We start from the raw sequence: 12,006 nt of genomic DNA, 5'->3' as shown, positions 1-12,006 counted from the left end.
TCTAACCCCTAATCCTAACCGATGTGCCGCCATCGAAGAAAAACACATAGCTTTCGTCAATATGTCTTCCCAATACCGCCTCAATCGCTTCAGCATACAGCTCAAGCTGGAAACGATGACGCTCGGCAGCAAGATCCCAGTCCTTCATGTAGATGCGGTCAGTCTTGTAATCAAGCAGGACAACACCGTTCTCATCTTCGAATAAACAGTCGATAACGCCTTGAATCAATATCGGCTCGGCCGCAAGCGTATCTCCAGATCCTGGATAGACGCGATTCGCCGGGAACATACAGCTGAACGGAACCTCTCGTCTAACCCACTGCGCGCCGCGAAGCCTTTCACCAAGCTTACTCTTAAAGAATGCTGCTACAGCATCCAAATCAATTGCTTCTGCATGCTTTACTGACAATAACCGCTTATCTATCATCGAATCGAGCGTGTTCTGCAACTGCTCCCGATCTGCTGGCGCCGTGAGCGACACATGCTGCATAAGCAGATGGTTCGCCGATCCTTTCTCGGCTGCAGTTAAGGCGATTTCCTCCATGAAGGCGGGCCTGCGAAGCCTGAACGTATAGCTGCCGCTGGCGGTCTCAGAAGTCGGACTAACCTGCGATGATGATCGGCTGTCTGATCCCGTTTGCGGTTGTCCTTCTTCCCATGTATGATGTTCGGCGGCCGCTTCTTCAGGCATTTCCGCATATAGACGTTTCATCTCGGTCACCGATGTTTTCGCAGCAATTCTTGACGCTTCTTGGTGCGGATACTCCCACTCCAAGCGGCTGCGAAGCTGCTCATCGACTGCCGCGTCCTCAAGCAGGGCGAGCGAGGCTACAGCTTGCAGCCGTTCTTCCTTCTCGGCACCAAGCTCATGTTGTTCGGCAGCGGCTGCCGCTTCCATGCCGAGCATCGACGCCGGCACGATGCCGCTCCTCCATTCCAGTACGGACGCGCTGCGTTCATCCTCGGCATCCGATAACGATAACTGCATCTGGCTTGCTGCAAGCGGACCTAACCAATCCATGAACGAACGAGCCGAAGCGATTCGGAAATCGGATAACTGTCCTTCCGCATCTATTGAGGTCAGCCAGCGCTTAAGCTTGACTTCGGCGTCTGAAACGGTGCCGACAAGAAACATTTTCTCCTTCGGACGCGTTAAGGCGACGTATAGAATACGCATTTCCTCCGCTAGCATCTCCATGCGCATCGTACGTCTAATGGACAGATTGGATAATGACGGATAGCTGATGCGCAGCTCCGTATCGACGACACGAGGGCCGAAGCCAAGCTGCTTGTGCATGAGGAAGGAGCTGCGAATATCTTGCTGATTGAACATCTTCCCAAGCCCAGCAACGAATACAATCGGGAATTCAAGTCCTTTACTCTTATGAATGGACATAATTCTTACGACATCTTCCTGTTCGCCCAGCGCTCTTGCCGTACCTAAGTCGCCGCCGCTGTCCTTCATTCGTTCGATGAAGCGGAGGAAACGAAACAGACCTCGGAATGAAGTCGCCTCATACTGGCGCGCGCGGTCATGAAGCGCTCGCAAGTTAGCTTGGCGCTGAACGCCTCCCGGCAAGCCGCCGACAAAATCAAAGTAGCCGGTCTCCCGATAAATATCCCATAACAAATCCGCAAGCGAACCTTGTCTCGCTTCATTGCGCCATCTATCAAGACGAATAAGAAAGCCATTCAGCTTGCGTCTCGTTTCTTCGTCCAGACGGCCGTCAACAGCCGCCCGAAGAACCGCGTCGTAATAAGTGGAGCCAGGAGATGGAATGCGGATGTTCGCTAGCTCCTCCGCCTGAAGCGAGAAGAGCGGTGATCGAAGCGCGGCGGCCAGCGGAATATCCTGATACGGATTGTCGATGACCCGCAGCATGGAGAGCATCGTCTCCACCTCCGTTGCATCGAAGTAGCCGCTGCTAAGCTCCGCATAAGCGGGAATGCCTGCCGCTTGCAGCTCCTCAATGATGATCGGAGCCCACTGCTGTGTCGCCCGAAGCAGGATAACGATGTCGCGCCACTGCATCGGCCTGTTCACGCGGTTTTTGCCGTCGTAGACGTTAAAGCCGTTATCCAGCATAGAACGAATCTGTTCGGCAATCCATCTCGCTTCAAGCTGAGCCGTCTTAAGCTCTTGCGYGTTATCTATGGCAACCGCTCCGCCGGCCGCTTCATCATCAGATTCATCCTCTGCTGCCGATGAGTAGACGCTTTCTCCGGTTTCGTCCTCGCTGTCCTCCTGATCTCCGCCTTTGCCTTTGTCCAACACGGCGAATTGAATTTGGAAAGCATTCGATGATTGCAATGGAGGCGGCGGATAAGATGCTCCGCATACGAGCTCAGCCCGGCGGTCATAATCCATCTCGGCCACGTTCTCTCGCATGATGGAACGGAATACGTCATTAACGCCGTCCACGACTTCGGATCGGCTGCGGAAGTTACGAGCGAGGTCAATGCGCAGCCCTTGCTCCGCATTCGCAATACCGGCAGCCTCAAGCTCCTTCCTTGTCGCGTAAGATTTGTATTTCCGCAAGAACAAGGTAGGATCGGCAAGACGGAATCGATAGATGCTCTGCTTCACGTCGCCAACCATGAACCGATTGCCGCTCCCTGCTCGTTCAATCAGCGAAACGATCGCTTCCTGCACCATGTTCGTATCTTGATACTCATCCAGCAATATTTCGTCGAATTGCTGCTGGAACTCGATCGCGGCAATCGAAGGCTTCAGCTCGCCCGGCGTCGAGCTCGGATCACGAAGTATCCGCAGGCAATAATGCTCCAAATCGCCGAAATCCAGCAGCCCTTTCGCTCTCTTGGCCGCTTCATAACCTTCACCAAATGCAATAACCAGTTCTGCCAGCGTCGCCATTAACGGCGCCAGCTCCTGCAACTCCCCGAGAAACTGTTCGGCGTCCCGTCCGAATAATTCGGCTGCCAGCCMGGCTATAAGCTTCTTCGCTTGATCGCGAAGCGCCTTCGCCTGCTCTTGGAGGTCCTTGTTATATTCGTCGCCGCGCATCGCCTTCAGCTTGCCGAACTGTGCCGTCTGGAACGGCTCAGACCAGTTCTCCCAGCCCTGCGCCTTCACGCTTGCAATCAATTGCTCTACGAGCTGAAAATCTTCTTCGAAGGTAGCCGCATATGGCGAAGGACCTCCTGGCTGACGCGTTAAATCCATCGCCTGCAGCAGCAGCGAAGCCGCCCCTTCCAACGTTAGAAGTACATGGCCCGACAATCTCTTCACCCATTCGCTCTCGCCGAGCTCAGCGGTATCGTTAAGCTCAAATGCCGCGGCAGTCTGACTCAGCCAATAGGAAGGCCAAGGATGGCTTTGCGCAAAATCATACAGCTGCTGCACAAGGCGGTAGAGCGGCTCATCTCCGCGCTCGCCGCCGAATTTGTCGGCAAGCTTCAGAAAAGCACCGTTATCGCCCGGCGACTCGTATTTGCGCTCGAACAGCTGGTCTAGAACGTCGAGACGCATGAGCTCGCTTTCCGTTTCATTCGCAATTCGAAAACCCGGATCTAGACCGATTAATGGATAATAGCGGCGGATGACATCTAGACAGAAAGAGTGCAATGTCGTAATCGAAGCGCGGTTCATGAGGGCAAGCTGCTTGCGCAAATGCTCCGAATCCGGCTTACGCTCCAACTCTTTCTCAAGCGCAATGCGGATACGATCCTTCATCTCTGCCGCTGCGGCCTTCGTGAAGGTAGCCACGAGCAATCGGTCAACGTCGCTATTAGCCGATATTTTGCGAATAATCCTCTCAACAAGGACGGCAGTCTTGCCCGAGCCGGCAGCAGCGGCGACAAGCACGTTAGAGCCGCTCGTCACGATCGCATCCCACTGATCGTCCGTCCAAGTGCTGTTCGCAGGTTTTGGTTGTTGTACAGTTGCTGTCATCGGTGCCGTCACTCCTTCTCGAGCTGCTGCCATATTTCATCCTTGCCTGGCTTGTTCAGCTTTCTGTATTCATTGCCTTCGAACAGCGTGTCAAATTGGCATACCGCTTTATAATCGCAATATTGGCAAGGGGATTTCGCCCCCATCCGATAGGGCTCAATCGATACTTTGCCTCCCTGAATCGACTCTCCGATACGGGCAATCTCACCGCGAACGGATCGGCGAAGCTTGTCCCATTGATCATTCGTTACGACCGACGAGCTGCTGTAGAAGCTTCCGTCACGCTTAAGCGCTACAGGAAGAAGCTCCGAGTAACCGGTTTCCAGCTCGTCATCCATCAGTCTGACCGTCTCCGCATGCGCGGTGACGAGACCTCGCATTTTGAACCGCTTAAGCAGCTGTCCGCTTGCTTCAGCTTTTCCAATTCCGTTAGGCAGTGTCAGCACCGGATTATGCACATGGAAATAAAGTACGCCTGCCGGGGAAGCTTCCTGTCCAAGCCATACCGAGGAATGGGTAACGAGCACGTCGAGATACGTCAGCATTTGCAGAGACAAGCCGTGAATGACTTCCTCCAGCTTCAAGTGTGTTGCGCTGGATTTGTAGTCAAGAACGCGCAGCAGCAAGCCGTCATCCGTCTGAGCAGCATCGACGCGGTCAATCCTTCCAATGATCTCAATCTCGCCGCCGGCAGGCAGCGGAATGATAAGTGAAGGCAGAGTGCCATCTGGTCCAAAATCAATTTCCGTGCCTACTGGCTGGAACTGCGCTCTTCTTGCATGCTCACCTAGCATGGCTGCCGCTTGTCCTACGATTTCCTTCAGCTTCCGCGCTATATACTGGAAGCGTCCGCTGCTAAGCAATATCTGCGATTGAAGCTTCGGAATCAGCTCATCGACAGTCTGATCTGCCGCTGCCTTAATTTCCACAGGCGGCATCGCTCCCCATTTGCCTCCGAGTCCGCTAGCCATCCGGCTAAGCGCGGCATGGAACAGTTGTCCCACATCGGGCGCTGCGAGTCTGTACATCCGTCTCTCGCGCAGCTTCAAACCGTGAATGGCGAAGTGTTGGAACGGACAAGCGACGAAACGTTCCATTCGCGAGACGCTTACCTTAAGCCGTTCGCCATACAACTCTCTTGCGGTTTCCTGACGAATATATAACTCCTGATTAATATAGCCTAGCGACGAGACGAGCCCTTCAAGCTTATGCTGCCATTCCGGCCGAACCGCGAACCAGTTGTAGATGTCCCACCAAAACGGAGCAATACGGCCTTCCTGCCGGTAATCCCGAAGCGCAGCAATCAAATAAGATAAGGCCCGTTGCGGATGTGCAWTGAATCGGCGCTGCTCCTCGTCGGACAAGGCTGCTGACGGCTGCGCCGCCGAAGCGTCAATAGGTATGCCGGGAAACAGCTGCCTCATATGCCGCACAATCTCCGAAGGGAGCAAGCTCTTGCCCTCCTCGTCCGCCTGCGCCCAGCTAAGCCACAGGTGCCGGCTTGGCGTCGTTAAAGCGTTGTAGATCATGAAGCGCTCGTCCAGTAATCGGCGTCTGACGCCAGGCGCCATCGGGGTGCCATCCTCGGCAAGCTGTTCCCGCTCCGCCTCGGTCAAAATACCGTCTTCCTTCACACGCAACGGCACAACGCCATCGTTAGCGCCTAATACATAACAAACCCCTACATGTCCAGATCGTGTCCGATCCATGCTGCCTATCAGCACCTGATCGAGCGCAGGCGGAACAGAAGCCAGCTTCAAGCTGTCCAATCCCGCTTCTACCATGCCAGCGAACAGCTCCGGTGTAACCTGCTGCCCTCCGGCAAGCTCGACAAGCTGATCGAGCAGCAGCATGACGCCGTCCCAAAGCTGTCGGTGGCTTCTGGCCCGCTGCACATTGCCGGCTTCCGTATCTTGCCTGCTCCAACGTTCCAACTTATCAGCGGCATCGATATGGTCAAGCAATCGGTACAGCGCCTCGCACATCGCTTGCACGTTATCCGCTTTGGCTAACGCCTCGCCGAAACGGCGAAGCGGAGGCACAACCGCTTCTCTGGCTGCGAAGACGATGTCGAATTCGCGCTGCTGCTTCTCGCTAATCTTTGTCTCCATATCGGAATCGTCATCCAGCGACTGCTGAACGAGAGGCTGCCAGCGCTTCCGGTCAAGCCACTTCCACCCGTCAATGCCGGCCGCGAGCGCATAATTCTCCAATAAGTCGAACCATTCTCTCGGAAGGCTGTCCTCAATAGGGAACAGCATTTCCGTCTTAATGCACCGAAATACGGCATCATAACGCCAGCCGAACAGCACCGTTTCCAAGGCAGAGCGAATGAACTCAACGAGCGGATGATGAAGCGCCTTCTGCTTCTGATCGACGAAGAAGGGAATGCCGTAATCGGCAAAAATAAGTCCGATATAATCCGAATAATCTTCCGCATTACGAACCATAACAGCCATATCGCGCCATCTCAGCTGCTCTGTTCTTGCTCTTCTAACCATATCTCTAGCTACTGCTTCTACCTCTGCCCGCCTGTTCACGGCCGCATGCAAAGACAAGCCGCAATGTTCGTGCTCGGCTTGCAGTAACGTCTTACCTTGCAGTAACATCGGTACGCGATCGCCGTAATGCTTCTCGATATGAGCCAGCATCGGGCTACCGCTGAATCGGCCCAGCTTCGTATCTCCGAGCAGCACAGGAGGCAGCACTTCTACATCGTTAGCAACCGCGAGTTCCATCAGCTTGTTATAAGTCTCTGCCGTCGGATGGAACAGTTCAAGCTCATGAGGTTGCTCTCCGTTAGCATAGGGACGATCCAAAGTTAGCGATATCGTTATGCTCGCACCTGATGCGAGCAGCGCCCCCAGCGCTTCATATTCCGTTGGCGTGAAGCCGTAGWAGCCGTCGATCCATATCTCAGCACCGCGCATCGACGGCGCATCGGCGAACCCTTGACGCAAATAATACAAATAATCCTCTGCGTCGATATATTTGCCGGCAAGCTCTTGCTCCATCTGCCCATACACTAGTTGGAGATCATGCAGCTTGCGCTTAAGCAGTTCCGAGTGCTCGCTTGAAGGCTCACTCATATTGCGCTTTAATTGCTCGGAGTCGACGCCATAACGTTTCCACTCCGTCAGCAGCTCGGCAAGCCGATCAATAAAGCCGGGCTGCTCAGCGCCGCTCTGAAACAGCTTAAGCTGCGAACCAAACTTATGAACGATCTTGTATAGAAGCATATGCTTGCCCGTATCATTAATCGGCACAAGAGACGTCCCGCCGGTCTCCTGCATAACGCGGAAAGCAAGTCGGCGAAAGCTCAGCGCTTGCGCCCTGATCGTACCGTTCAAATCGCTATCCTGGAGGAGTGCGTATTCGGTTTGGAATGTTGCCTGTTCCGGCACAAGCATTATAAGAGGTCCGCCGTCAGGCTTCTCCTTAAGCCTGTCGCGAATTTCATTAAGGCAGCAGGTCGTCTTGCCTGCTCCCGATCGACCGATGACATAGCGCAGCGACATAACCCATTCTCCCCTTCTCCCACACCTTGTTTACTTTCGTACTTTCTAGCTTACTTGCTTCTAACCTCGAATACGGCGAACTTCAAGTAATGTCCTTCGCTTACACCGAGAAGCTGGGGATGATCCTTGCCTGCAGCGCGCCACTCGATTAATCGCAGCAGCTTGCCAGCATCGGCAGCGGCATCTTGGATCGTCTCCAAGAACAGCTCCGGCTTCATATGATAAGAGCAGCTAGCCGTTACAAGATATCCGCCTTCGTTAACGAGCTTCATCCCTTGCAGGTTAATATCCTTATAACCGCGTATTGCCCCAGGCACCGCGCTCTTCGTCTTCGCGAAGGCCGGCGGATCGAGAATGACGACATCCMATGATCGTCCTGCACTCGCTAGCGGCTTCGACGTGTCAACGCCTCCGCTGCCGCGTTGCTTGCGTTCATCCAGCCCCTTCACCTGCGAGCGCAAATAATCGAACGCATCCGCAACGACGAACTCGACCCGATCGGTGAAACCGTTGCGCTCCGCATTACGACGCGCGGTATCGATCGCATGCTCCGAAATATCCAGGCAAGTGACCTTCTTCGCTCCGTACTTGCATGCGTGAAGCGTGAAGCTGCCCGTGTGGGCAAAACATTCCAGTACCGTGGCACCGTCCCAATAGGGAAATGTCACAACTTTGCCGTTCGCATTAACCGGAACAAGACGGTCTTGTCCGCCATCAGAACCTTCGTTCTTCAAGGACGGATCAGACTGCAAATGAATGCCGCTGCGGGCACCCCAGCCTTTCATGAGGGGTGCAATGGAAGCGCGATTCTCCCGTTGGTCGAAGAAATACCCCGTCTTCTGACCTTCGACAATATCTACCTCGACTTTGAGTCCGTTTTCTACAATTTCCACGATAGCTGGGCAATCACCGTACAAGACGCCTGTCCGCTCCTCAAGCCCCTCTAGCACGCGTACGCCCACATCGCTGCGTTCATAAATACCTTTGGGCTGGAACACGGCAACCAGTTGTTCTACAATGGTTTCTCTGCGTGCGTCCATTCCAAGCGTCAGCACTTGAATGACGAGTACGCCTCCAAATCGATCGACAACGAGTCCCGGCAGGTAATCAGCTTCGCCATAGACGAGTCTGCAATCGGAATCGGTCACGAACCGAGCGCGATGCTCCTTGCATTGCTCGAATCGGCTGCGGAAGTATGAGCCGTCCATTTCCTCCATCGGCGAATAAGATACAATCCTAACGGTAATCTGCGATTTAGGATTCCAATAGCCCGACGCCAAATACCGCCCTTGATGGTTCACGACATCGACGAGATCCCCTGCTTTCGCCTCACCCTCCAAGCGATCGATTTCACTTGCGTAAATCCACGGATGGCCTTGCTCCAACCTCTTTTTGCGCGATTTCAGTAGAAAAAGTTTTGCATTACCCATTTTTCTTAACGCCCTCTCTGCTCATAGCTTGTCATGCTTGTCTTACTTCCAGCATATGTATAGTTGCAGCCGCTAACGGCTTGTCGGCACCTTTGATGGCACTCATATATTCATAAAAGGAGATTCGCTATGCTTCAATCCATCCTTATCCCCATGCTGCTTGGCTTCTCCATATTTATGTGCGGGATGAAGCTTATGGAGCTTGCCCTTCATCAACTTGCGGGACCTTATCTGACAATGATGCTGCGGCGTTCGACCGCGACGCCCGTCCACGGACTCGCCATCGGCACGGCAACGACTGCTTTTCTCCAAAGCAGCACCGCTGTAACCGTCATTTCGATCGGTCTCGTCAACGCAGGCCTGCTCACCTTTCCAAGAACGCTTGGCATCATATTAGGAACGAACATCGGCACCTGTCTGACAACGGAACTTATCGGATTAAATTTGAACAAACTCGCTATTCCGATCATGATCGTGTCCATCGGAGTTTGGCTGCTAACTGCTCTGACCGGGGAGGTCAGGCTGCTCCCGTGGCTTCGACATTTGGCTCCKAAACTCAATCCGATCCGTTCTGCGTCAGTTGTTCTATGCGGCTTCGGCCTGCTCTTGACTGGCATGGCGATGATGCAATCCATTGGACCTGCCGTGCAGCAAAGCGATATGTTCAATTGGTTTATTGGAAAAGCGGACGACAGCCTGTGGTGGGGAATTGCAGCGGGTGCGCTTTTGACTGCTGCCGTTCACAGCAGCGCAGCCGTGATTGGCTTAGTAATGGGCTTCACTGCGATTGGCGCAATGCCGCTGGAGATTGGAATCACCGTTGTGCTCGGCGCCAATATCGGCACCTGCTTCACCGCCATGCTTGCGTCGATTGGCGGCTCGAAGGCAGGCCAGTATGTAGCGCTGTCCCATGTCCTGCTGAATGCCGGGGGCGCATTGCTGTTCTTGCCTTTCCTTCCAGAGCTCTCCAATCTGTCAGAGTGGCTGTCTGAATCACCTGCGGGACAGATCGCGCGCGCCCAAACCGTGTTCAACATTCTAAGTTCCCTGCTGGCGCTTCCTTTCTGCTACTTGCCCGCCGTGCGCGGACTCGATCCGCAGAAGTAAGAACCTCAGCCAGAAACCGTTAATCAGTCGACAACCCAAGAAGTTGGAATGCGCCAGCGACAATCCGATGATTGTTGTCATAGCCGGATTGCTTCTGGCGTCTCCACGCTTCCTTCGGTTCGAACCAATCGACGCCGCGAATTTCTTCGACCTGCGCCTGCAGCGAGCCTCCGACAGCCTCGACCAAATAATAATGAACTTCTTTGTCCACTAATCCAAACTTCTCATGCTCGTACTGATATTTGATTTGATCGATCGGAGCAATAATGACGCCTTCCATTCCCGTCTCCTCAACAATCTCGCGAAGCGCCGTCTGCTCAACCGTCTCGCCCGTCTCCATCTTGCCTTTGGGCAGCGATACTTTGCCGTATCGGTCCTGAATAAGCTGAATTTGAAGCTTTCCTTCCGCAGTTCGACGATAGACGACGCCTCCAGCAGATATTTCCTTCATCTCCGCTTCCCCCTTGCTACGTTTAATGATTAGTATATCCAGCATGGATCACTTGCCTGCTGCCAGCAATTGCTCATCATCAGGATCGATTGCAGACAAGCCATAGTTGGTTATAATTGCAGCAAAGGATTCCTTCCTCTTTTCCAGTAGCAATGAAAAGAAAAGGAATCCCATATAAAGCCGTTATCCGAAACTAAGCACGAATGGCTTCAGGACGCTCCAGCACGAAGCTATGAACGTCAGACTCGCGCATAATCGCCTGTTCGTCGTCAAGCACTCTTACGAGTGTTGCGCGGCATTCGTTAACGCCCGCTTCCGTAATCTTAACGCGGCAGAGCTTGCCGACCAGCGATTCCGAGCCTTCGAACACGACTTGAATGTAATTGTCCGTGTAGCCCATGATGAGCCCGGTGCCAGGCGCGCCTTTGTAATCCCGTTCTGGTATCACGTCCAACACTTCGCCCACGAACGTTTTTGCATATTGAAGCTGCATACGCTCGGACAGATCAATCAGCTTATGCACACGCTCATTCTTAACTTCTTCATCCACTTGATCTTCCATACGCGCGGCAGGGGTTCCTGTCCGCTTGGAATAAGGGAATACGTGCATTTCGGCAAAGCCAAGCTCCTCCATGAAACGGTAGCCACTCTCGAACATTTCCTCGGTCTCTCCAGGGAATCCGACAATAACGTCCGTCGTAATCGCAACACCCGGCATCGCTTCATGCAGACGTTTAATTTTCGCCGCGAATTGCTCCGTCGTATATTTGCGGYGCATCCGCTTAAGCACCGAATCCTCGCCCGCTTGCAGCGGAATATGAAGATGGCGGCACATTTTGCTCGAACGATTGAGGACGTCGATCATGGCGTCGTCGATCTGGCTAGCTTCAATCGAGCTGATCCGAATACGCTCCAGCCCTTCTACCTTGTCCAAATCCCACAGCAAGCTTGTAAGATTATAGTTCTCCATATCGTCGCCGTAGCCGCCGGTATGAATGCCCGTTAAGACGATTTCCTTGTAGCCGGCAGCAACCAGCTGCTTCGCTTGCTCGATGACGCTATGCGAATCGCGGCTGCGCGACAAGCCGCGCGACCATGGAATGATGCAGAACGTACAGAAGTTATTGCAGCCTTCTTGAATCTTCAGGAAAGCGCGTGTACGGTCCGAGAAGTCCGGCACGTCAAGCTCTTCGAAGTCACGCGTCTTCATAATGTTGCGAACGGCGTTGACCGGCTTGCGATCGTCTTGAATCTGATCGACGAACGACATGATTTTGTCGCGGTCCTGTGTGCCGATTACAAGATCGACGCCTTCAATCGCCATAATCTCGGCAGGCGATGTCTGCGCGTAGCAGCCCGTTACCGCGATAACGGCATCCGGGTTGCGGCGTACCGCACGGCGAATGATTTGGCGGCTTTTCTTGTCGCCCGTGTTCGTAACCGTACATGTGTTAATAAGATAGACGTCAGCCGTCGATTCGAAATCGACCTGCTCGTAGCCTTCGTTTTTGAATAACTGCCAAATCGCTTCCGTATCGTAGAAGTTAACTTTGCAGCCTAAGGTGTAAAATGCGACCGTTGGCATAG

General features: G+C 53.7%; 7 protein-coding genes. 1 reads left to right on the top strand and 6 read right to left on the bottom strand.

Annotation, left to right across the window (positions count from 1 at the left end):
* Window position 1: 1 nt before the first annotated feature.
* The 3 genes from addA to AB4Z33_RS20670 are packed head-to-tail and all read right to left on the bottom strand — an operon-like array spanning window position 2 to window position 8,861.
* Window positions 2-3,913 carry a helicase-exonuclease AddAB subunit AddA gene (addA, locus tag AB4Z33_RS20680; protein WP_442051703.1) on the bottom strand — a complete coding sequence of 1,304 codons (3,912 nt, stop codon included), beginning with the start codon at window positions 3,911-3,913 and terminating at the stop codon, window positions 2-4.
* A gap of 8 nt (window positions 3,914-3,921) precedes the next feature.
* Window positions 3,922-7,431 (bottom strand): helicase-exonuclease AddAB subunit AddB, encoded by a 3,510-nt coding sequence (gene addB / locus AB4Z33_RS20675; protein ID WP_442051702.1) that lies wholly within the window; start codon window positions 7,429-7,431, stop codon window positions 3,922-3,924.
* Window positions 7,432-7,481: 50 nt separating this feature from the next.
* Window positions 7,482-8,861 (bottom strand): class I SAM-dependent rRNA methyltransferase, encoded by a 1,380-nt coding sequence (locus AB4Z33_RS20670; RefSeq protein WP_442051701.1) that lies wholly within the window; start codon window positions 8,859-8,861, stop codon window positions 7,482-7,484.
* 129 nt (window positions 8,862-8,990) lie between these two features.
* Between AB4Z33_RS20670 and AB4Z33_RS20665 the strand changes: the two genes are divergently transcribed.
* The gene (locus tag AB4Z33_RS20665) at window positions 8,991-9,968 is read left to right on the top strand and encodes a Na/Pi cotransporter family protein (protein WP_442051700.1); all 978 of its coding nucleotides are present in this window, start codon (window positions 8,991-8,993) and stop codon (window positions 9,966-9,968) included.
* A gap of 19 nt (window positions 9,969-9,987) precedes the next feature.
* Here AB4Z33_RS20665 and AB4Z33_RS20660 read toward each other — a convergent pair whose 3' ends face one another.
* Genes AB4Z33_RS20660 through mtaB form a run of 3 tightly spaced genes read right to left on the bottom strand, consistent with a single transcriptional unit; the run spans window position 9,988 to window position 12,004 of the window.
* The gene (locus AB4Z33_RS20660; protein ID WP_442051699.1) at window positions 9,988-10,419 is read right to left on the bottom strand and encodes an NUDIX hydrolase; all 432 of its coding nucleotides are present in this window, start codon (window positions 10,417-10,419) and stop codon (window positions 9,988-9,990) included.
* A 48-nt stretch (window positions 10,420-10,467) separates the two neighbouring features.
* Window positions 10,468-10,593 carry a hypothetical protein gene (locus AB4Z33_RS20655; protein WP_442051698.1) on the bottom strand — a complete coding sequence of 42 codons (126 nt, stop codon included), beginning with the start codon at window positions 10,591-10,593 and terminating at the stop codon, window positions 10,468-10,470.
* A 19-nt stretch (window positions 10,594-10,612) separates the two neighbouring features.
* Window positions 10,613-12,004 carry a tRNA (N(6)-L-threonylcarbamoyladenosine(37)-C(2))-methylthiotransferase MtaB gene (gene mtaB, locus AB4Z33_RS20650; RefSeq protein ID WP_442051697.1) on the bottom strand — a complete coding sequence of 464 codons (1,392 nt, stop codon included), beginning with the start codon at window positions 12,002-12,004 and terminating at the stop codon, window positions 10,613-10,615.
* Window positions 12,005-12,006: the final 2 nt, after the last annotated feature.

Origin of the sequence: Paenibacillus sp. 2TAB19 (assembly GCF_052115185.1) — a bacterium.
In the GTDB taxonomy this organism is placed as follows: domain Bacteria; phylum Bacillota; class Bacilli; order Paenibacillales; family Paenibacillaceae; genus Pristimantibacillus.
The sequence above is the reverse complement of the archived record's forward strand: the minus strand, read 5'-3'. Positions and strand labels throughout refer to the sequence as shown.

Bases quoted from the DNA above. Each gene is read 5' to 3' on its own strand.
- AB4Z33_RS20660 (WP_442051699.1), bottom strand. From the start codon at position 10,419: ATGAAGGAAATATCTGCTGGAGGCGTCGTCTATCGTCGAACTGCGGAA.
- AB4Z33_RS20655 (WP_442051698.1), bottom strand. From the start codon at position 10,593: ATGGGATTCCTTTTCTTTTCATTGCTACTGGAAAAGAGGAAGGAATCC.